A 20,680-nucleotide genomic window follows, 5' to 3' on the forward strand; every position below is an offset into this window, starting at 1 on the left:
CTCCTAATGAGATGTCATAATTCTCAAAGCTAGTTGTTCACATGTATTCTGAAAACTAACATTTGATGTTAGTTTTTGTTTTGCTTCAGTAGCAATCATAATCATTCTAACATAGTCGACACTATTAGAAAACTGTGTATCTATCTGTTTTCTCATCTTTAGTTTCATCATCGCAATCAACATATCCAACAAATCCTTCTGTTGATTTTTATCTTGTGCATGTTTCACTAAGTATTGTTGGACAAAAATAAACGAACGAGAGTCCTTTTTTTCTAAATACTCTAACCATCTATTTAACAGCGATTTCGTCTCATTAAACCACTCGTCTTCATTCAGTTCTATTGCCTCTTCAACTGAATTTGTTAACTCTACTAACAACTCAGTATTTCCAGAAGACAACTCACTTAATTGTTCTTTTAAGTAATCTTTTGCTATTTTTTTCAAGACAATCAACTGGCATCTTGACTGAATAGTTGGTAACAATGCCATCGCATTATCCGTCAAAAAGAAAATATATAGCTCTCCATCTGGTTCTTCGATAAACTTCAATAAACTGTTGGCAGATTGGACGGTCATTTTTTCAGATTCACAGATAATCAATACTTTTCGTCGTGATTCAACACCACTACTTGTAAAAAATGATTTTGTTTGTCTGATTTGATCTACTTTTATCGTCTGACCATCTGGCTCAATACTGGCTATATCGGCATGTTCATCTTGCTCTATCCTTAGACAAGAACGACACTCACCACAAGGACTACCATCATCACTAGGCGAGTCACAAAATAAACCTTGACTCATGAACAACGCAACACTTTTTTCTTCTTCAGTATTACTTCCTTGAATGATATAAGCATGACTTAACGATTTCTCATGAAATACTTTACTTAGTTTTTCAAAAAGTAATGGTTGGTGCAGTTTAACCGTTTCTTTTATGGTACTCATTAGAAATGATAAAACCCTTCAACTGGAAGAACAAACACCGTTGCACCGCCAACTTGTATTTCGATTGGATGAGTTGAATGAGCGTCCATTGCAATATCTAAAGAAATTGGTGGTGTCATGTATTGTTCTCTAGAATGACAAACAGATTTTATGATGGATAAAACCTCTTCCACTCGCTCATCTTCAATCCCAATAATAAACGTTGTATTACCTGATTTTAAAAATCCACCTGTTGTTGATAGTTTCGTTGCGCGGACATTTTCTTTATTAAACTTATTTTGCAAGCGAGAGCTGTCTTTATCTTGGATAATTGCTAGTAGTAATTTCATTGTGATCACCCTTTTTATTATTTAGTAAATAGCATTGGATATGTTTCTTTGATTAAAGTATAACAATTATTTACTACGTTTTCTATTGATTCACTCGCATTGATTTTTTTGATCCTATTTGGTTCTTCTTCTAAAAGATCTAAATACGCTGCTCTTACTTTCTCATGAAATGCTAAAGATTCTTTATCTAATCGGTCTAACTCTTCTTTTTTACGTCCTTTGTTGATACGACTTAAACCAACTGATGCTTCTACATCTAAATAAAGAGTCAAATCTGGATAATGACCTTCAATCGCAAAATCATTAATTTGACGAACTTCTTTCACGCCAATTTCTCTAGCAGCACCTTGATACGCAATCGAGCTGTCAATAAAGCGGTCGCACAATACCATATTTCCAGAGTCTAATGCCGGAAGTATTTTTTCAATTAAATGTTGCCGTCTAGCTGCAGCATAAAGCAATGCTTCTGTTCGCTCATCCATCATAGTATGTGTTGGATTTAAAATGACTTCCCGAATCTTTTCAGAAATGGGAATGCCACCTGGTTCTCTTGTAGTGACTATTGGTTGAGAGAATTCTCTTGATAATGTTTCAACTAGTTTTTTTATAACGGTTGATTTTCCAGCACCATCTGGCCCTTCAATCGTAATAAATAATCCTTTTTCTGCCATGTTTTCTCCTCCGTTATAACTCAGTACGTCCTTCAACTGCTTTTAATAATGTAATCTCATCAGCATATTCAATGTCACTACCCACAGATAAACCATGAGCTAGACGAGTCACTTTAATACCAGATGGTTTGATTAATCGTGAAAGATACATAGCAGTTGCTTCACCATCAGTCGTTGCATTCGTTGCAATAATAACTTCTTTTACTTCATTATTGTGTAAACGTTTGATTAAACTCGCGATGTTTAAGTCATCGGGGCCTGTTCCATCCATTGGAGACAACACACCATGTAATACATGATAAAGTCCTTTATATTCTCTAACCTTTTCTAAAGACATGACATCTTTCGTTTCTTCAACAACTAAAATGGTTGATTGGTCACGATTAGGATTTCGACATATATCACACGACTTTTCTTCTGTTATATTGCCACAAATCTCGCAAAAATGTAAATCTCTTTTCACACTAATCAATGCTTTGGCAAAATCGGTTACATCTTCTTCTTTCATATTTAACGTATAAAAAGCTAGACGCGTTGCAGTCTTTGCCCCTATACCAGGTAATTTCATATAACTATCAATTAACTTTGCAATTGGCGCTGGATATTGCATGCAAAACCCTCCTTTTTCTGTCAAAAAACAGGAAGTTTCCTCCCTGTTTTCTTTTAATTATTATAATCCTGGAATGGCTTTTGCATATTTCCCCATTACTCGTTCTGTTTCACCATCAATCTTCTCGATTACTTTATTTGTTGCATCTAAGACTAAATCTTGAACCATCTCTGGATCTTCTGGGTCTAAAACATCTGGTTTAATTTCGATATTTGTTACTTTTTTCTCACCAGTCATGGTGATTTTTACTAAACCATTTCCTGCTTCAGCTTCAAATACTTGTGCATCTAATGTTTCTTTTGCCTCAGCCATCTCTTTTTGCATTTTTTGAACTTGTTTCATCATTCCTTGCATATTTCCCATTCCACGCATCATAATTATCGTCTCCGTTTCTATTATTTTAATCTTCTACTACTTCAATTGCTTGTTCACCGAACATTTTTTTTGCTTCACTAATGAGTACATCCTCATCAGGCGTATCCTCTTTAGTTTCTGGTTTTGTCACATCTGTCTGTGAAATAAATTGCTGTCTTAGTTCTTTCCAGTTATCTTTAGGGATACTAATTAAACTTGGTGTATAACCAATTAGTTTATTAAGACTATTATACACTGCCACTTGCAATTCTTCATCATTACTCGCTTTTTGACATAAAATATCATACTCAAAAGCTATGACTAATCCTGTTTCGCTTGCAGCGACAGGTTCACAAGCTTTAAGCATTGCGCGCTGTGTTACAGATAGTAATTGCAATAAATCCACCCAAACATCACGTACACTTACCAAATGCTCTTTCGTTGCTTTTTCTAACACTTGGTAAACTCTTTCAGTTGGTACTTTGTATAATGGTTGTTTATTACGAGACGTACTACTTTTTTGATTCTTCTCTTGTACCTGACCACCATTTTCTTGTAACCGTTCAATTTTTTGTTCTAATAGTTGAACTTTTTGAATCAGTTCTTGATAATCGGCAGATACCTCACCTGATATACTTACCTCATCACGAGTCTCTACGGCTGGTCGATGTATCTCTTTTTTAGCAGAAGTTTCAGATAGTTTAATTGTTAACACTTCTAAATAAATCGATGGTTGAGAGGTAAACTTCATATTTTTTTGTATATCGTTTAATTCTTCAATCCAACTATACAATACACTACTATCAATATCTTGACTCAACTGTTTAAATGACTCGCTAATAGTTGGTAACTGAGCTTCAACAACGTTAGGTGCTTGTTGATACATTAAGACGTCACGGCAATGTATTAATAAATTCTCAACAATCCGATTGCTCTCTTTTCCTTCATTTAACATATCATCTACTAACTCTAATGCTTTTTGTGTATCGTGATTAAAACAAGCAAAAAAGTAATCATCCATCATTTGACTAGTTAAACTACCAGTAACTTCTAACGCATCTGCCACATTCAATGTTCCATCACTAAATGAAATAAGCTGATCCAAAATACTTAACGCATCCCTCATACCACCTTCAGCAGAACGTGCGACTATTTTTAAGACCTGTTCGTCAAAATTGATTTCTTTTTCTTTTAAAATAAAAGCTAATCTATTTTCAATATCTCTCGTATTAATTCGTTTAAAATCAAATCGTTGTGTTCTTGAGATAATGGTCGCAGGTATTTTGTGAGGCTCAGTTGTCGCTAATATAAAAATAACGTGCTCAGGTGGTTCTTCAAGTGTTTTTAGTAACGCATTGAATGCACCCGTAGATAACATATGCACCTCATCTATGATGTAGATTTTATACGGAACTTGTGTTGGGGCATATTTTACTTTATCTCTTATATCACGAATTTCTTCTACCCCGTTATTACTCGCCGCATCAATTTCTAATACATCATTGATTCGACCATTTGTAATCCCGATACAATTGTCACACTCATTACACGGTTCACCATTAACTGAATGCTGACAGTTAATTGCTTTTGCAAAAATTTTTGCCGCACTAGTTTTCCCTGTTCCTCTTGGGCCAGTAAAGAGGTACGCATGTGACACTTTTTGTTGCATAATGGCATGTTTTAACGTTTGTGTGATAATTCCTTGACCAACTAAGGCATCAAATGTCTGTGGTCGCCACTCACGATACAATGCTTGATATGCCACATAAACACTCCCCTCTAATTTCAATCTTCTCTATTATAAGTTAAAATCACAAAAATTTCTAGCTATGTCTTAAATAGGCGACCGCAAATATATAAATCATTCTTTCGGCCGATTGTCGCTGATTTCTAACTATGGTAAACTTATCTAAATCAAGTATTTTAAACGAAAGTAGGGACAATTATGGGATTAATAAAAGCGGCAGTAAGCTCTGTTGGCGGTGGCTTAGCTGATCAATGGTTAGAAGTCATTGAACCATATAATTTAAGTGATGACACTGTTATGACAACAGGTGTTCCAGTTAGAAAAGATAGTAAACGTCAAGGAAATAAAAAAGGGACAGATGGATTTATTACAGATGGTTCTGTGGTCTATGTATACCCAAACACTATGATGCTGTTAGTTGATGGTGGAAAAATTATCGATTTTACCGCTGAGGAAGGCTACTACACAGTGAATAATGCTAGTGCTCCCTCAATGTTTACTGGTAATTTAAAAGGAGCAATTGAAGAATCTTTTAGTCGTTTCAAGTTTGGCGGCCTACCACCTCAAACACAACAAGTTATTTATATTAATCTACAAGAAATTAAAGGCATCAAATTTGGCACGCCTAGTCCTTTAAATTATTTTGATAATTTTTATAATGCAGAACTATTTTTACGTGCTCATGGAACTTATTCTGTCAAAGTGGTTGACCCTATTTTATTCTATAAAAATGTGTTACCTAAGAATAAAAATCATGTATCCATTTCTGATATCAATGATCAATTTTTATCTGAATTCTTATCTGCCCTACAAACATCTATTAACCAAATGTCACAGATGGGCGAAAGAATATCTTATGTCCCATCAAAAAGTATGGAACTAAGTAAATTCATGGCGTCTGCCCTTGATGAAGATTGGACTAAACTTCGTGGAATGGAAGTTGTCAGTGTAGGTGTCGCAAGTATTTCTTATACAGACGACTCACAAGAATTAATCAATATGAGAAACAAAGGTGCCATGTTATCTGATGCATCTATTCGCGAAGGGTTTGTTCAAGGCTCAGTGGCACAAGGTTTACAAGATGCTGGTAGTAATCCTAACGGCAGCGTCAATGGTTTTATGGGTGTCGGCATGGGAATGAATGCAACGGGTGATTATTTAAGCCAAAGTTCTAAAGGAAATCAAGAACAAATGCAACAGCAACAGGCCAAACAAACAAATAATGACACTTGGTCGTGTCCAAACGATCAAACAGAAAACACTGGAAAATTCTGCTCTGAATGCGGGCAAGCTAAACCAGTTGAACAAGCATCTTCAGGCATTCAAATGAAGTGTGCTAACTGCCATAATGTTGTGACAATCACAACTCAAATGCCAAAATTCTGTCCAGAATGTGGGGCTCCTTTCCAAGGCTTGCCTTTATAATAAGAAATGAGGTTAGCTTATGTCTGATGTAATATCTCATAAATGTCCAAATTGCGATGGTCCTCTTTTATTTGACCCAACCAATCAAACATTCCATTGTGAATATTGTTTAAGTGTTTTTAATGAGCAAGATTTAGGTGCTACAGAACAAAAAGAATCAGCTGAAAATTTAACTCACACAAGTAGCGAGCTATTTAATCTATATGATTGCCCTTCTTGTGGAGCTGAAATAGTCACCGATGATACAACCGCTGCGACATTTTGTTATTATTGTCATAATCCTGTTGTCTTGAAAGATAGAGTTAGTGGTGAATTTTTACCAAACAATATTCTACCTTTTAAAATTTCAGAAGATGAAGCTAAAGGGCAATTTTTATCTTGGGCAAAATCAAAAAAATTCATTCCAAAAGATTTCTTTGATGAGTCTCAAATTGAAAAAATCACTGGTATTTATTTCCCTTACTGGAAAACAGATGCCACTACAAAAGGACGTGTCGATGCAACTGGAACAAAAATCACTGTTTGGCGTGTTGGTGAAACAGAATACACTCGTACAAGAAAATATAAACTAACACGCGGTGGAAAAATCGAATTTAGAGATTTAATCAAAAATGCGTTACAAAAGAATACTAAGCAACTGATGATTGAGTCTGTTCAACCTTTTCCACTCACTGATGTGACAAATTTTGATTCAAAATATCTATCTGGTTTTCAGGCTGAAAAACGTGATCTTGAGTTTTCTGACATCGAGCCTTCTTTAACGGGTGAGTTATCACACTATACACAAAATATTTTAGAAAATGAAATGCAAGGATTTACGACCATTTCTACTACTTACCATGATAGTCAAATCATCAATCAATCAAATAAATACCTACTTTTACCTGTTTGGGTAGTGACATATCAATCAGAAACGAGCGATGAACCATTTTATTATGCGATGAATGGCGTGACAGGTAAAACTAGTGGAAAATTACCTTTAAATAAACCTAAATTAATCGGCACTTCTATTTCAATTGGTGTTTTGGTTACTTTACTTATTTTAGTTGGGGGGTATTTACTATTTTAAAGAAACAAGTTACCTTACTATACCTCTTCACATTTATTCTTTTGGGACTGTCTTTTTCATCTCTGACTGTTTTTGCCGAAGCAAGCTCTCGTGTATTTGATGACGCTGGGTTACTATCTTCTGATGAAAAAAATTCGCTTGAACAAGCGATTGCGTCTTTTAAAGAACAAACTAACCAAGATTTTGTTTTCGTTTCAACAAATGATACTAAGGGTAAAACATGGGAAGAATATGCTGATGATTACTATGATGATAATGGATTTGGGGTTGGCGATGATAAAAGTGGCATGCTATTTTTAATCGATATGGAACATCGTAAATTTCACATCTCCACTACAGGAAGTATGATTGATATACTAAATGACAATCGTATTGATAACATTATTGAGAGTTCTACAAGTGATATGGCAGATGGTCGTTACTACGACGCCATAAAAAATGTTTTAGCTAAATCAGAAAGCTACGTGCAACAAGGTCCTGCTGCTAATTCACATCGTGTTTCTCGTGATAAATCTTCTTTTACGTTTGTGACCATTATTATCGCTAGTATTGCTGGTATTGCGTCAGCTCTTGGGTTTTATTTTTATATTTCTAGAAACTATCTACTAAAAAAAGCAACATATCGTTATCCGTATTATGAAATGAGTCAGCTAGAATTGACAGAATCACGTACTAACAAAGTATTTGATGTTACCACAACAAGACATATACCAAAACCACCACCAAGTAGTGGGTCAAGTACTCACATGGGTGGCAGTGGAACAAGTCACGGCGGAGGTAGCGGTAGTTTTTAAAAAATAAGGACGAAGTAGTTTATATACTTGGTCCTTATTTTTTGTCAGTTCTATAAATTGCATTCTACCTAAAATACAGATACCCTTAATAAAAAGGAGTGATGTTTATGAAAACTATTACGAAAGAGAGAATGATAGAACATATTCCAGTTCTTGAAGTAGTTCCTGAGGATTATCAATATGACGAACTTCCGTGCATCGTATTTTATCACGGTTGGCAAACCTCAAAAGAACTTGCTTTAACTCCTGCGAGGAAACTTGCACAACTAAATAATCGGGTAATTGTACCTGATGCAATGTATCACGGTTCAAGACGTGTTGAAAATCGTTCAAAAATTCCATCATTTGCTTTTTGGTCTAGCATTCAACATAATTTAATTGAGTTTAATCTAATTAAAGATTATTTATATAAAAAACAATTCGTTCTAAACAACCAAATTTCTGTTGCTGGTTTTTCCATGGGCGGTATGACAAGTGCTGGATTACTAACCAAGCATCCCGATATCACCTCTGCTGCAATCTTAATGGGAACACCTAATTATCAAGGATTTATTGACCGATTAGTGTTTTACAGTAAGCAAAGAAATTTCCAATTGCCACAAGATTTAGAAGATAGTTTATCATGGACAAAACACTATGATTTAAACGCTCAACCAGAAAAGATTTCAGACCGCCCAATCTATTTTTGGCATGGAACAAAAGATGAAAAAATCCCATACCGTGCAAGTCACGATTTTTTTGAAACCTATCGACATAAACCTTTTGGACAACAAATGGTCTTTGACACAGGGGTTGATGAACCCCATATTCTAACAATAGACACGATGAAAACAATGGCGACGTTTTTAGACAAACATTTTACACACTAAAACTTACTAATGATTTCTTCAATATTTTTTATCATTACTGATACGGTGCCATCAGGATTATTAATAAATTCAACCATGTTTGGGTCGTTAAACACATCACTTGGGATAGATAATTCAATCCCATTTGCTAATTTAAACTTTTGTTTACTGTATTTTTTTTCATATTTCACAATATTTTCTGGAATGTCTTCTGTGAATTTGGTTTTCTCAATAATCTCTTGATACTCTTCTTTGGCAGAAATATTGTCTTTAAACACAACATCTGCCACTTTTTGTGTGTCAATGATTCCATCAGATTCGATACTTTCAAAAATAGCTTGTTGTGCTTGGCTCATACTGACATATTCTTCTTCGTTGTATCGTTTTGCGACTTGTTTAACTGCCTTTTTAACAATTTTTAACTTCTCACTAACAGTTGGAAGTGGATCAAGCTGTAGTAATCGTTCTGTAAAGTAGAAGCGTTTCTCACCTTCAAACATGTAGCGTTTTTCAATCACTCGTGTGGCTAAGTCATTCAAATTAACGATAAAACACTCATCTATTTTTTGAGTCACTGAAGGAAACACTGTTCGATTTAAAATGATGTTGTTTTGCATCACGTCATCTACATAAGTTACGTGATGAGTGAACTGTGGCTTATAGTTAAATTTAATCACCACTAACGAGTGATTTTCCTCTAAATCTTGCATATCTAAAAACAACACATCCCCACTTGGTGCATCCTCACTAATAGCTAACACATCAAACATCGATTGCGCAATATCTTGTGTTGCCTTAATAAAATCTGTTTCCACTTCTTTAATAAAAGGAACAATCTCATTGTCTTCAGACAATATACCATGTTTGTATTCCCCTTTATCAAGTCTTTTTAAAACAGTTTCCATATACTGACTCACATGAAATTCTCGTAAGTCGAGTTCAGCTTGTGAACAAATCAATTGACCTGAATCTTTATCAATAATGTGCAAAATCGCTTTATTTATTTCCATGATAATCTCCTTTAAACAAGAAAAAGAGAAGGGAATTATTCCTTCTCAGTTTTTTTACTCTCAGTTTTTTTTGTTGTGATGCCTTTTTCTTTTTTGATGTCTTCACTCAAATCTAAAATAAGTTGGGCTAAATCATCTTTAATTTGAGGATGTTTCAAACCATATTCAATACTTGTTTTCATATAGCCAAATTTGTCACCAACATCATAACGAATTCCAGTAAAGTTATGTGCAAATACACGTTGTGTTTTATTTAATGTATCAATCGCATCTGTTAATTGGATTTCTCCTCCAGCTCCTGGTTCCTGTTCTTCAAGAACTTGGAAAATTTCTGGTGTTAATAGGTAGCGACCGATAATCGCCATATTACTTGGTGCTTTTTCTACTGGTGGTTTTTCTACAAAGTTTTTGACATTGAACAAGTTTTTAGCTACTTCACCACCTGGGTTAATAATGCCATATTTTGACACATCTTCTTTTGGCACCTCCATCACAGCAAGTGTCGAAGCGTGAGTCGCATCATAGTCATTGATTAATTGTTTTGTTAAAGGAATATCATCTTCCATAATATCATCACCTAGCATCACGACAAATGGCTCATTTCCTACAAATGATTTTGCTTGCAAGACAGCATGACCTAACCCTAAAGGATGTGATTGACGAATAAAGTGTAAGTTTAGACCAGTTGTTTCTTCAACAAGCTCTAATAACTCTAATTTACCCTTTTCTTTTAAGTTTGTTTCAAGTTCTAAGTTTGAATCAAAATGATCTTCGATTGGGCGTTTTGCTTTGCCTGTGACGATTAAAATATCTTCAATCCCTGAAGCAAGTGCTTCTTCTACGATAAATTGAATCGTTGGTTTATCAACAATTGGTAACATCTCTTTTGCCATTGCTTTTGTTGCTGGTAAAAAACGCGTTCCTAACCCTGCTGCTGGAATAACAGCCTTTTTAACTTTAACCATTGTTTACTATCTCCTTTATAATTCCTGCTCAGATTTATGTTCTCTAAGCATAATATTTTTAACTGTTGATGACACATCTTTATGGTTATAAATAACATCATAAATCGCTTCAGTAATTGGCATTTCAATTTGTCTTTCTTGCGCTAGTTCATATGCCGCTTTTGTTGTATAAACCCCTTCAACAATCATGCCCATATTATCTAGCACATCATCTAAAGAGTTGCCTTTTCCTAACAAGTATCCTGCTCTAAAGTTACGAGAGTGTTCACTAGCACACGTTACAGCTAAATCACCGACACCACTTAAGCCAATAAATGTTAAAGGGTTCGCCCCCATTGCCACACCTAATCGACTAATTTCAGCTAATCCACGTGTCATAATAGCCGCACGTGCATTATCGCCATAACCTAACCCTTTTAAAGCACCAGATCCAAGCGCAATAATATTTTTTAACGCAGCTCCCATCTCGACACCAATCACATCACTGTTGGTATATACTCTAAAATAATCATTTGAAAATAACTTTTGAACGTATTCAGCAGCTTCCATTGAGCTTGATGCTGCCGTAATTGTTGTCACATCTTTTACAGCCACTTCTTCAGCATGACTTGGCCCAGACAATACTACAATCGCTTCACGATGACTTGGAGAAATTTCTTCTTCAAGTACTTCAGTAATACGTTTATGTGTGTCTTGCTCTAAGCCTTTACTTGCATGGATGACAATTGGTTTATTTTGACAAACCTCATTAAATTGTTTCGATACATCTCGCATTGCTTTTGTCGGCACAACAAATAATACAGCATCAGCGTCTTTAATCGCTTCTTCTAGATTAATTGTTGCCACTAATTCAGTTGGTAACGTCATTTCCTTTAAGTAATGCGTATTTGTGTGCTTCTCATTTATTTCATTTATTTGCGTTTCTTTATTTCCCCAAATCGTCACATCATGACCATTTTCTACGAGAACCATAGCTAGAGCTGTGCCCCATGAGCCTGCTCCTAAAACAGAAATTTTTTGTTTCATAAAATTAATTGTCTCCTTTAAAAAAACATTGGTAACCTTATTTTATCATAGGTTAGTAAAAGAAGTAAGATAAGAGACGAAACGCCTCACATCTTACTTCTTATTTAATACTATACGAACGGTTATAGTATGGTAACTCTTTATTCCGACGTCGAATTACTATTAGAATAATTGCTCCAATAAATAAAACGACAGAAAGTAACTGTGATACTCTCAATCCTCCAAAGAACATCAAACTGTCTGTTCTCATTCCTTCAATGAAGAAACGTCCAAATGAATACCATAAAACATATGTTAAAGCTATTTCACCTTGCTTAAAGAAATGTTCTTTTCGTCTTAGTAAAATTATAATGATAAACCCTAACACATTCCATGAACTTTCGTATAGAAACGTTGGCTGTCTATACGCCCCATCAATATACATGTTTTCAATAATAAAATTAGGTAGATGAAGTTTCATAAGGAACGCTTTGGTTGTAATTTCTCCAAAGGCTTCATGATTCATGAAGTTCCCCCATCTCCCGATTGCTTGTGCTAACAACACACTCGGTGCTGCAACATCTAAAAATGTCCATGTATTAATGAAATGATGTCGTGTGTAAAAATACAGTACCAGTCCACCGGCAATTAATCCACCATATATTGCGAGCCCACCATTTCGTATCGCAAAAATTTCGATAGGATTCTGTGAGTAATATTGCCACTCAAATATAACATAGTACAGCCTTGCTCCAATAATCGAAATGGGTAACGCCCATAACATCATATCAATAACATCATCTTCTTTTAATCCAACTCGAACAGCCTCTTTGGTTGCCAACCATGATACAAGGACTATTCCTGACACGATGATAATCGCATACCACTGAATGCCTATACCAAAAATATGAAAAGCTGTCGGATTTATCGTTGCAATCATTTATCAAACTCCTTATCACTCTCAGAATTTTCAGCAATTAATTGTGCTAAATTATTTTCAAATTTTTTCGTCGCATCATACCCCATTGTTTTAGCCCTAAAGTTCATCGCAGCGACTTCAATAATGGTTGCAACGTTACGTCCATTGGAAACCGGAATCGTAATTTTGGGTACTGGAACATGAGCTAAATCAATTGATTCTGTACCAGAACCTAATCTGTCGAACGTATTGTCGACACTCCAGTCTTGTAAGTTGACAACTAGTGAGATATGGGCATGATTTCTCACAGCACTTGCCCCAAACAAATTCATCACATCAATAATACCAACACCACGAATTTCCATTAAATGCTCTAAAATTTTTGGTGACTCACCTATGACTGTTCGTTCGTCTTGACGGTAAATATCGACACGATCATCTGCAATCAAGCGATGTCCTTTTTTAATTAACTCAAGACCTGTTTCACTTTTTCCAATACCACTGCTTCCTTGAATTAATACCCCTAATCCATAGACTTCAACAAGCACGCCATGAATCGACACACGTTCTGCTAATTGACTTTCTAAGAAATTTGAAATCATCCCAGACAAACGTGAGGTAGAGATTGTTGACTGTATAATCGGTATTTCTTTTTTATTTGCCGCATTAACTAATTCTTCTGGTATACCCAGACCTCGTGCAATAACAAAACAAGGTGTGTCTTCATTGCATAATTTTTTAAAAATCATTGATTTTTCAGCAGATGTCATTTTTTCTATAAAGGTAATTTCTTTCATCCCTAGGACTTGGATTCGGTCATATGGATAATAATTAAAGTAACCTGTCAATTCCAATCCTGGTCTTGATATTTCACTAGAAGTAACAGTATGATTTAAAAAATCCTCTCCTGAATAAACATCTAAGTGAAGTTGATTAACAATATCTTTAACTTGAACCATTTTTTCACTTCCTTACTTTAAATACTCATCTTATCCATTCTAACATTTAAAGTTACAGGTGACTATCATTTGATACCGTTTTACATTTTAAGATGATTTATTTTTTTTGTTAATAAATGGCTCTTCCTCTATTTTAACTTTAGCTGCCAATAAAATTTTAGATACCGCTTCATTAATAATAAACCCTATCGCAATCGCTCCTCCCACTAAACAAGCTTGAAACCCATAATGTAGTGCTACTTCATAATGTTTCTCAGTTAAATTGTTAAACGTTTTAAATAATAATCCCCCAGGAACTATCGGCATAATTCCTGGCATATTAAAAACCAAACTAGAGACGTTTTTCCATTTACTTAAAAGATGAGAAAAAAAGATTAACGATAGTAAGGCAATCAAGGAAGACATCGCCTCACTAAAGGACAATTTTGTACAAATATAATAGATGAACCACGTAAGCATCCCCGACAATCCACATAACAGTGTGTAATCTTTTTCTATATTATAAAGAATCGCAATCGCGCATCCGGCGACAAAACTAAAAAATAATTTAATCAGCATTCAGTCATCTCCTTACAACACACTTGAAAAAATAATTGCTACAGGTAACCCTAACATTAATGCCGTACTAAAAGCATCCATCGACTGAATTATGCCTGTTAAATAATTACCATCCATCATGGCACGAATCGCATTGACAAATGTCGTGCCTGGTAATAATGGCATTATACAACTAAATAAAATTGAATACGGCTCTACAACAATATTAAGCTTGACTAAACCAACAATCAAAAAGCAAATAATGGTTGAATAAGACAAAATCGCAAAGATATTAATTTTTGTTGTTTCTTTAATTTTTAAATACAACCAGTAACCAATAATACCTAAGAAAAACGTCGTCAAAAAACTCCAATTCAAGCCATTCATAATGACATTCATTCCACCACAAACAAGAGCTGCACTAATGACTCTTATGCGCTTTGGGAAAGAATAAGTTTTATTATTAATCATTCTTAATTCATTTAGAAAAGATTGGGTATCTAATTTATTAGCCAAAAAATCATCTAGTACCCTTTCTACTCGAAGTATTTTTTCAAAATTATATCCAGAATGTTCAACTGGAATCATTTTTACCGTATTATCATGACGATTAATAATAACAAAGCTCGTTTCAGCATTAAATGTTGATATTTCATCATTTTCTACGTTTAGATGGTTAATAATTTTTTGTATATTTCCATTTATCATATCACTCGTTGCATTACTCTCTTGTAAAATTTTGCCATAAAGCAGACAGAGTTGCACGATATCATCAAAGTTAGTTTGTGAATCCATGATTCGTTCCTTCTTTCAAACAAGATACCTGTACCACTATAACAAAAAAAAATTCCTATTATAAAAATATAATAGGAATAAATAATGATTTTTTATTTGTTTCGTTTTAATGCCTGCTTTTTATCTAAGAAAAATGGTCGATAATAAGCCACTGTATCTGTCATAGGCAATACATCTTCACTAATATCAATATTTAGTTGTGTTTTAATAAATTCTCTTCGTTTCATAAAATTATCATACATTTCTGGATAGTTTTCTTTTATCTCTTTTTGTAATTCTTTATTGGCTAATAAAATCCCACTCTCACAACTTGTCCCAGCATAACCTGAAAGAGAAGGAATAATATCTGTTTGAAACATCATCCCGCTTTTTAGCTGAATATTGGAGTTAGGATAAATTGGTGAAGATAGCCATTCCTCATCCGCAAATAGATGACCTGGATTTAGATGCCATCCGTATGTTTCTTGCGGTAACACTTTTTCTATTACGTCATACATTTCTCGACCGGTCATCCCAATTTTTATTGTCTCAAGCCAAGTCGCAATAGCATTAAAATAAGGTTTAGCTAAAGCATCTAAATAATCCTCTTGCCCTTTTGGAAGTTGACTGGCTTTTTCAACAGCATATCCTGCTCTTGACGTTAGTCCACCTTTATAGCCAACCGTCATTGATACTGGATCACCCAATGTCACTTTTTTATCTGTTGGATACATGTTTGCTTTGACAAAACGTTCGCCTGTTGCTGTAATGGTCACGACACTTCTTGGCTGACCTTTTTCTTGCATAACATCTCCAATTTCCATTTCTGATACATCAACATCAAATTTTTGCAATCCTTTAGACATACTTTGACTAGATAATTGTGCCCAAAATTCATAATGAGCGACTTCATTGCTGTTATTCGTCACTCTTGCTCCAGTGTCACTATTAATAAAAAGATCTGTTTGGTTCGATAGATTTTTTTCTCCAACAACTTCTTTTAGGCCATCAACTAAAAAATTAGGTAAATCAAAATAAGTTTTGTCATTACCATATTGACTAGTAAATAATTTCCACCCAACTACACCAACTTGCATATCACTGGTTAGTCCAGCTTCGTTAAAGTAATTTACAACTGGTTTATCATCATCCATTGGTTGATTTGCTAATGACAAATGCGGCATATGGATTCCCTTAGCTTTAATACGTGATTTAGGTGCTTTATTTAAATTTTCATTACCTAATATTAAGTAGGCATCTTTATTTTTATGTAAAACGAGCAATCCTTCTTCAAAACGTGTAACAAAGCCTGTTAAGTATTCAAAATTACCACCATGTTCTAAATCACAATAAATGACTAATGAGTCCAAGTTTTCCTCTATCATTCGACTGATTACTTTTTCAAGACGTTCATTCATGGTTTCATCTGTTAGTGCAACTGGTATCAAATTTCTTTCGACGACTAACTCCTCTACAGGTTCCAATGATATATTATCTCGCATAATAAACCTCCTATTTTCGTATTGTTACTTCATATCATAACATAGTTAAATACTGTTATCATCCTAATAGAATAATAGTTTATATAAGTTTAGAGAAAAATATATGATCATATTTGGATTTAAAATGACATAATAATCATGACTTAAACAAGTCGACCGGAAAAATTGAACTTAAGACACCCATATAAAAAAACTTAAAAGAGTGTCATACGGATTCAAATCATTTCACAATATGAGATTAAAATTTTTCTGGATAAACAGCCTTACAAAAATAAAATAACTAAAAAAGATGATAAATGTGAGATTACTCTCACATTCATCATCTTACAAATTTCACTCATCAGTCGTATTTGACAAAGAGCCTAAATTAAGTGGACTTAAATTTTTATTCTTCTATTAAGACTTCATCAACCGTTACATCGTGCATCGGTCTATCTTGTGAGTCGCGGCTAACACCAGCTATTTCATCTACAACATCCATACCCTCAATTACATGTCCGAATACAGTATGTCTGAAATCTAACCAAGGTGTACCACCATTATTGTATGCTTCAATAATTTCTTCTGGAAAGCCAGCACCTTCTAATTGAGATAACATATTAGATGGAACGTTTTTATTTTGAACGATAAAGAATTGGCTACCATTTGTGTTTGGGCCTGCATTTGCCATTGATAAAGCTCCTCTTAAGTTGAATACATCTTTAGAGAACTCATCTTCAAATTTTTCACCGTAGATGCTTTCGCCACCCATACCAGTTCCTGTTGGGTCCCCACCTTGAATCATAAAATCAGGAATAACACGATGGAAAATTACACCATTATAATATCCTTTTTTACTTAATTCAATAAAGTTCTTAACTGTTTTAGGGGCTTGTTCTGGGAATAAAGCGACTTTGATATCACCTCTATTTGTTTTAATTGTTGCTGTTACTTTAGCATTTTCTAAATCTAATTGTGGAAATGTTGTCATGTTAATTCCTCCTAATATTTCTATTTATCAAGTATACTTCTTACTTTTGTTGTTAACAAGTCAATTGCAACTTGATTTTTTCCGCCTTCTGGAACAATAATATCAGCATATTTTTTTGTTGGTTCAATAAACTGTTGATGCATTGGTTTAACAACACTTAAGTATTGTCCGATGACTGAATCAAGTGACCGTCCTCTATCATGCATATCACGTTTAATACGACGAATAATACGAATATCGTCTTCTGTATCAACATAGACTTTAATGTCCATCAAGTCCCTTAAACGTTCATCCTCTAAAATTAAAATACCTTCAAGTATGATAACTTCTTTTGGTTCTTGGTAGATTACTTCTTTACTACGAGTATGTGCCTCATAGTCATAAACTGGTTTTTCAATGGCTTTGTATTCCATCAAATCTTTTAAATGTTCGATTAACAAATCAGTATCAAAAGCAAATGGATGATCATAGTTAGTATTTAGTCGTTCTTCAAATGACAAATGGCTTTGATCTTTATAGTAAGAATCTTGCTCAAATAATAATATAGAATGATTTGGTAATGCTTTTAATATTGCACGACTGACACTTGTTTTACCACTTCCAGACCCACCAGTTACACCTATGACAATTGGTCTACCTTTTGTTGCTGTCATTAATATCCCCCGCTCGTTTTTTATTCCTTCTTTGATATCCTACTCTATAAGCGAAACGATTTCAACAGAAAGAAAATAATAAAAACAAAATGAATTAATTATCATATACTTATTTATATTAAATAGTAATAATTATAATGTTATACTATAATAAAGAAAATGAAAAAGGAGATTATTATGACAACTTTATTTAACTTGAAAAATATTTTTTATTCCGTACCAAATCAAATCATCCTCAACAATATCAATCTAACTATTGAAGCTGGAGATTTTATCACAATTAGTGGACCTTCTGGTAGCGGGAAAAGTACATTACTTAAAATACTTGCATCAATGATTACTCCAACATCTGGAAGCTTAACCTATAAAGGAGAAACTCTAAAAAAAGAACAGATCACAGATTACAGAAAAGAAGTTTCCTATTTTTTTCAACAACCAACACTGTTTGATGAAACCGTTATGGATAATTTGAAATTTCCTTTTGATATCAGACAAGCCGAATTTGATAAATCAAGAGTAACAAAACTGCTTAAGAGATTCAAACTTAACGAATCTTACCTTGATAAAAAGATTATCGACCTTTCAGGAGGAGAAAAACAACGAATTGCTTTTGTTAGAAACTTAGTGTTTGAACCTGACGTTTTATTATTAGATGAAGTGACAAGTGCACTTGATGATGAAAATAAAGAAATCATTCAACAGTTCATCACAGAAGATTTAAAAGGAAAAACCATTATATGGGTGACTCATGATAATGGCGAATTTAAACTTGGAAAACGTCAGCTAAGTATTGTTGATGGAATTTTGGAGGAGAAATAGATGACAGACTTAAATATTTCAAATACGTCACTATTGTTAGCGAGTTTGTTAATCGTGATTGCTTTAGTGATTGATTACAAAGAAAAACTCGGACTTGGAAAGGATATTTTTATTTCAGCTTTTAGAACCGTCGTGCAATTATTTATTATCGGATATGTATTAGGTTTTGTGTTTCAATTAGACAATATTCTTTTAACCTTAGTTATGGTAGCTTTTATCATTTTAAATGCGGCACACCATGCTGGAAAACGTGCGACTCATTTAGACAAAGCATTTCAAATTTCTTTAATCTCCATCGGATTTGGAACGATTTTATCTTTAGCCATTCTTTTCTTATCTGGCACTTTAAAATGGACGCCTTCACAAATTGTTCCCATCACCGGAATGATTGCGAGTAATGCGATGACGGCTGTCGGGGTTGGGTATCGTTCAATGGCAACCAAATTCGAAGATCAACGTCAACAAGTACAGGAAAAATTAGCTTTAGGAGCCACAGAGAAACAATCAACTTTACCTATTGTTAGAGAAAGTATTAAAGCCGCGATGTCTCCGAGTATAGACAGAGCAAAAACAGTTGGTCTTGTTAGTTTACCCGGTATGATGTCTGGTTTAATGTTTGCTGGTATTGATCCAACAACAGCGATTAGATATCAAATTGTTGTCATGTTCATGTTGATTGCAACAACTGGTTTTTCAACGATGATAGCCAGCTACTTATCATATAAACAATACTTTAACGATTTATCTCAATTAAAATAAAAGAAAGACTAGCTAATTTTTCGTTAGCTAGTCTTTTGATTTATCTTTCTTGCACGTATTTATAGGCTGTTCCCAAAGAAATATTACATTCTTCAGCGATTTGTCTTAATGTGTAGCGATTATTATTGTATAAGAATCTGATTTGATCGATTGTTTCTTGAGAAATCTTTGGACGTCCACCCACACGACCTTTACGACGAGCTTCTTGTAAACCTTTAGTTGTTCTTTCTCTAATAATTAACTTTTCCATCTCAGCAATTTTTAATACCATTTCTAAGTAGGCAGCATCATCAATATCACTATATGCCTCACCTTTTTTAACAACAACTAATCCTATTCCTTTGTCTTTTAATTGACCCAAAAACTCAGCCAACTGAATCACAGATTTCCCTAAACATCTCAATTCATAAACGACTAATTGATCACCTGATCCAAGATTTTCCACTATTTCATTCAAAACTGTGTCACTTTGTGTAATTTCTTCATTTGTTTCTTTTTCAATAGAAACAGTTTCAATATTTAAACTGTTTAATCCATCAATTTGTTCCTTTACGTAATTTTCCTCACTAGAAGCATAAACATATCCTATTTTTTTCATAGCTCCTACCCCCTGTTATTTTTTCTTGTAAAAATTTAATTCTATTTTATTTCTTGGCTATGTTCATACTATATCTCTTTTTTAAAAAACCCGCCATATCAAACTTTTCCTAACAATACGTAAAATCTGATAATTAATCATCTTTAAATGAAAATTCATAAAAATAGCATATTTTGTTATTTAAAAACCTCAAAAAATTCATATATATATGCAATTTATAAATAGAAAAAATTTTTTTTTACATAATTAAAACCTTGACACACATTTCGTTTTTTATTTACTCTTTTAAAATAAGAATAAAAAATAAAAGAATTCTCAATTGTATCTAAATAAATTAAAAAGAAGGATTACATTATTATTAAATATTGCTCACTTATACAAGGGTTTTTAAAACTATATTTACTACAACAAATTCATA

23 protein-coding genes and 1 pseudogene are annotated in these 20,680 nt (G+C 33.9%); 7 read left to right on the forward strand and 17 right to left on the reverse strand.

Features of this window, described 5'->3' with window-relative positions; all coding sequences use genetic code 11:
* Positions 1–3: 3 nt before the first annotated feature.
* The 6 genes from DW196_RS02280 to dnaX are packed head-to-tail and all read right to left on the reverse strand — an operon-like array spanning position 4 to position 4,674.
* Positions 4–945: a DNA polymerase III subunit delta' gene (locus tag DW196_RS02280; RefSeq protein WP_118249790.1), complete on the reverse strand. Its 942-nt coding sequence runs from the start codon at positions 943–945 to the stop codon at positions 4–6.
* Positions 945–1,274, reverse strand: a complete 330-nt coding sequence (locus DW196_RS02285) for a cyclic-di-AMP receptor (RefSeq protein ID WP_071457136.1) — start codon at positions 1,272–1,274, stop codon at positions 945–947. Before DW196_RS02285 ends, DW196_RS02280 begins: the two co-directional genes overlap by 1 nt.
* 17 nt (positions 1,275–1,291) lie before the next feature.
* Complete coding sequence (gene tmk, locus DW196_RS02290; RefSeq protein ID WP_118249792.1) at positions 1,292–1,945, reverse strand: dTMP kinase; 654 nt, start codon at positions 1,943–1,945, stop codon at positions 1,292–1,294.
* Positions 1,946–1,958: 13 nt separating this feature from the next.
* Positions 1,959–2,555: a recombination mediator RecR gene (gene recR / locus DW196_RS02295; RefSeq protein WP_118249794.1), complete on the reverse strand. Its 597-nt coding sequence runs from the start codon at positions 2,553–2,555 to the stop codon at positions 1,959–1,961.
* A gap of 60 nt (positions 2,556–2,615) precedes the next feature.
* Positions 2,616–2,930 carry a YbaB/EbfC family nucleoid-associated protein gene (locus DW196_RS02300; protein ID WP_118249796.1) on the reverse strand — a complete coding sequence of 105 codons (315 nt, stop codon included), beginning with the start codon at positions 2,928–2,930 and terminating at the stop codon, positions 2,616–2,618.
* Positions 2,931–2,955: 25 nt separating this feature from the next.
* Positions 2,956–4,674: a DNA polymerase III subunit gamma/tau gene (gene dnaX / locus DW196_RS02305; protein ID WP_118249798.1), complete on the reverse strand. Its 1,719-nt coding sequence runs from the start codon at positions 4,672–4,674 to the stop codon at positions 2,956–2,958.
* A gap of 180 nt (positions 4,675–4,854) precedes the next feature.
* Between dnaX and DW196_RS02310 the strand changes: the two genes are divergently transcribed.
* The 4 genes from DW196_RS02310 (at position 4,855) to DW196_RS02325 (ending at position 8,813) form a co-directional block, all read left to right on the forward strand.
* A complete protein-coding gene (locus tag DW196_RS02310) occupies positions 4,855–6,081 on the forward strand; it encodes an SPFH domain-containing protein (protein WP_118249800.1) in 1,227 nt (408 codons plus the stop codon).
* Between the two features lie 19 nt (positions 6,082–6,100).
* Entirely contained in the window at positions 6,101–7,150 is a 1,050-nt protein-coding gene (locus DW196_RS02315) for a TFIIB-type zinc ribbon-containing protein (protein ID WP_118249802.1), read from the forward strand.
* Positions 7,151–7,191: 41 nt separating this feature from the next.
* On the forward strand, positions 7,192–7,944 hold the full coding sequence (locus DW196_RS02320; RefSeq protein ID WP_158563498.1) for a TPM domain-containing protein: 753 nt from the start codon (positions 7,192–7,194) through the stop codon (positions 7,942–7,944).
* A gap of 107 nt (positions 7,945–8,051) precedes the next feature.
* Complete coding sequence (locus tag DW196_RS02325) at positions 8,052–8,813, forward strand: alpha/beta fold hydrolase (RefSeq protein ID WP_158563499.1); 762 nt, start codon at positions 8,052–8,054, stop codon at positions 8,811–8,813.
* Here the strand turns inward: DW196_RS02325 and DW196_RS02330 are convergent.
* The 8 genes from DW196_RS02330 to DW196_RS02365 form a co-directional block, all read right to left on the reverse strand.
* Positions 8,810–9,802 carry a nucleoid-associated protein gene (locus DW196_RS02330; RefSeq protein ID WP_118249808.1) on the reverse strand — a complete coding sequence of 331 codons (993 nt, stop codon included), beginning with the start codon at positions 9,800–9,802 and terminating at the stop codon, positions 8,810–8,812. The two genes, DW196_RS02325 and DW196_RS02330, sit on opposite strands and share 4 nt — an antisense overlap.
* Positions 9,803–9,837: 35 nt before the next feature.
* A complete protein-coding gene (gene galU / locus DW196_RS02335) occupies positions 9,838–10,767 on the reverse strand; it encodes a UTP--glucose-1-phosphate uridylyltransferase GalU (RefSeq protein WP_071457146.1) in 930 nt (309 codons plus the stop codon).
* 15 nt (positions 10,768–10,782) lie between these two features.
* Positions 10,783–11,793 (reverse strand): NAD(P)H-dependent glycerol-3-phosphate dehydrogenase, encoded by a 1,011-nt coding sequence (locus DW196_RS02340; protein ID WP_118249810.1) that lies wholly within the window; start codon positions 11,791–11,793, stop codon positions 10,783–10,785.
* 100 nt (positions 11,794–11,893) lie between these two features.
* On the reverse strand, positions 11,894–12,712 hold the full coding sequence (gene lgt / locus DW196_RS02345; protein ID WP_118249812.1) for a prolipoprotein diacylglyceryl transferase: 819 nt from the start codon (positions 12,710–12,712) through the stop codon (positions 11,894–11,896).
* Complete coding sequence (gene hprK, locus DW196_RS02350) at positions 12,709–13,650, reverse strand: HPr(Ser) kinase/phosphatase (protein WP_118249814.1); 942 nt, start codon at positions 13,648–13,650, stop codon at positions 12,709–12,711. Before hprK ends, lgt begins: the two co-directional genes overlap by 4 nt.
* A gap of 87 nt (positions 13,651–13,737) precedes the next feature.
* Positions 13,738–14,208: a threonine/serine exporter family protein gene (locus tag DW196_RS02355; RefSeq protein ID WP_071457150.1), complete on the reverse strand. Its 471-nt coding sequence runs from the start codon at positions 14,206–14,208 to the stop codon at positions 13,738–13,740.
* A gap of 12 nt (positions 14,209–14,220) precedes the next feature.
* The gene (locus DW196_RS02360; protein WP_118249816.1) at positions 14,221–14,982 is read right to left on the reverse strand and encodes a threonine/serine exporter ThrE family protein; all 762 of its coding nucleotides are present in this window, start codon (positions 14,980–14,982) and stop codon (positions 14,221–14,223) included.
* A gap of 92 nt (positions 14,983–15,074) precedes the next feature.
* Entirely contained in the window at positions 15,075–16,463 is a 1,389-nt protein-coding gene (locus DW196_RS02365; RefSeq protein ID WP_118249818.1) for a Xaa-Pro peptidase family protein, read from the reverse strand.
* 152 nt (positions 16,464–16,615) lie between these two features.
* On the opposite strand from DW196_RS02365, the pseudogene DW196_RS11740 reads away from it, so the two are divergent.
* Positions 16,616–16,743, forward strand: a pseudogene (locus DW196_RS11740) (ISL3 family transposase); the annotation flags it as partial.
* A gap of 105 nt (positions 16,744–16,848) precedes the next feature.
* Here DW196_RS11740 and DW196_RS02370 read toward each other — a convergent pair.
* Positions 16,849–17,433, reverse strand: a complete 585-nt coding sequence (locus DW196_RS02370) for a peptidylprolyl isomerase (protein WP_118249820.1) — start codon at positions 17,431–17,433, stop codon at positions 16,849–16,851.
* Positions 17,434–17,453: 20 nt separating this feature from the next.
* Positions 17,454–18,086 (reverse strand): uridine kinase, encoded by a 633-nt coding sequence (gene udk / locus DW196_RS02375; protein WP_079347821.1) that lies wholly within the window; start codon positions 18,084–18,086, stop codon positions 17,454–17,456.
* Between the two features lie 177 nt (positions 18,087–18,263).
* Between udk and DW196_RS02380 the strand changes: the two genes are divergently transcribed.
* Together DW196_RS02380 and fetB are read left to right on the forward strand one after the other, a co-directional pair.
* A complete protein-coding gene (locus tag DW196_RS02380; protein WP_118249822.1) occupies positions 18,264–18,905 on the forward strand; it encodes an ATP-binding cassette domain-containing protein in 642 nt (213 codons plus the stop codon).
* Positions 18,906–19,664, forward strand: coding sequence for an iron export ABC transporter permease subunit FetB (fetB, locus tag DW196_RS02385; RefSeq protein ID WP_118249824.1), 759 nt, complete (start codon positions 18,906–18,908; stop codon positions 19,662–19,664).
* A gap of 40 nt (positions 19,665–19,704) precedes the next feature.
* Here fetB and DW196_RS02390 read toward each other — a convergent pair whose 3' ends face one another.
* Entirely contained in the window at positions 19,705–20,262 is a 558-nt protein-coding gene (locus DW196_RS02390) for a recombinase family protein (protein ID WP_071457156.1), read from the reverse strand.
* Positions 20,263–20,680: the final 418 nt, after the last annotated feature.

It is taken from the genome of Vagococcus sp. AM17-17, from assembly GCF_003471765.1.
GTDB classification, from domain to species: domain Bacteria; phylum Bacillota; class Bacilli; order Lactobacillales; family Vagococcaceae; genus Vagococcus; species Vagococcus teuberi.

Coding starts and splice junctions, on each gene's coding strand:
- DW196_RS02280 (WP_118249790.1), bottom strand. CDS start 945: ATGAGTACCATAAAAGAAACGGTTAAACTGCACCAACCATTACTTTTT.
- DW196_RS02285 (WP_071457136.1), bottom strand. CDS start 1,274: ATGAAATTACTACTAGCAATTATCCAAGATAAAGACAGCTCTCGCTTG.
- tmk (WP_118249792.1), bottom strand. CDS start 1,945: ATGGCAGAAAAAGGATTATTTATTACGATTGAAGGGCCAGATGGTGCT.
- recR (WP_118249794.1), bottom strand. CDS start 2,555: ATGCAATATCCAGCGCCAATTGCAAAGTTAATTGATAGTTATATGAAA.
- DW196_RS02300 (WP_118249796.1), bottom strand. CDS start 2,930: ATGATGCGTGGAATGGGAAATATGCAAGGAATGATGAAACAAGTTCAA.
- DW196_RS02310 (WP_118249800.1), top strand. CDS start 4,855: ATGGGATTAATAAAAGCGGCAGTAAGCTCTGTTGGCGGTGGCTTAGCT.
- DW196_RS02315 (WP_118249802.1), top strand. CDS start 6,101: ATGTCTGATGTAATATCTCATAAATGTCCAAATTGCGATGGTCCTCTT.
- DW196_RS02325 (WP_158563499.1), top strand. CDS start 8,052: ATGAAAACTATTACGAAAGAGAGAATGATAGAACATATTCCAGTTCTT.
- DW196_RS02330 (WP_118249808.1), bottom strand. CDS start 9,802: ATGGAAATAAATAAAGCGATTTTGCACATTATTGATAAAGATTCAGGT.
- galU (WP_071457146.1), bottom strand. CDS start 10,767: ATGGTTAAAGTTAAAAAGGCTGTTATTCCAGCAGCAGGGTTAGGAACG.
- DW196_RS02340 (WP_118249810.1), bottom strand. CDS start 11,793: ATGAAACAAAAAATTTCTGTTTTAGGAGCAGGCTCATGGGGCACAGCT.
- lgt (WP_118249812.1), bottom strand. CDS start 12,712: ATGATTGCAACGATAAATCCGACAGCTTTTCATATTTTTGGTATAGGC.
- hprK (WP_118249814.1), bottom strand. CDS start 13,650: ATGGTTCAAGTTAAAGATATTGTTAATCAACTTCACTTAGATGTTTAT.
- DW196_RS02355 (WP_071457150.1), bottom strand. CDS start 14,208: ATGCTGATTAAATTATTTTTTAGTTTTGTCGCCGGATGCGCGATTGCG.
- DW196_RS02360 (WP_118249816.1), bottom strand. CDS start 14,982: ATGGATTCACAAACTAACTTTGATGATATCGTGCAACTCTGTCTGCTT.
- DW196_RS02365 (WP_118249818.1), bottom strand. CDS start 16,463: ATGCGAGATAATATATCATTGGAACCTGTAGAGGAGTTAGTCGTCGAA.
- DW196_RS02370 (WP_118249820.1), bottom strand. CDS start 17,433: ATGACAACATTTCCACAATTAGATTTAGAAAATGCTAAAGTAACAGCA.
- udk (WP_079347821.1), bottom strand. CDS start 18,086: ATGACAGCAACAAAAGGTAGACCAATTGTCATAGGTGTAACTGGTGGG.
- DW196_RS02380 (WP_118249822.1), top strand. CDS start 18,264: ATGACAACTTTATTTAACTTGAAAAATATTTTTTATTCCGTACCAAAT.
- fetB (WP_118249824.1), top strand. CDS start 18,906: ATGACAGACTTAAATATTTCAAATACGTCACTATTGTTAGCGAGTTTG.
- DW196_RS02390 (WP_071457156.1), bottom strand. CDS start 20,262: ATGAAAAAAATAGGATATGTTTATGCTTCTAGTGAGGAAAATTACGTA.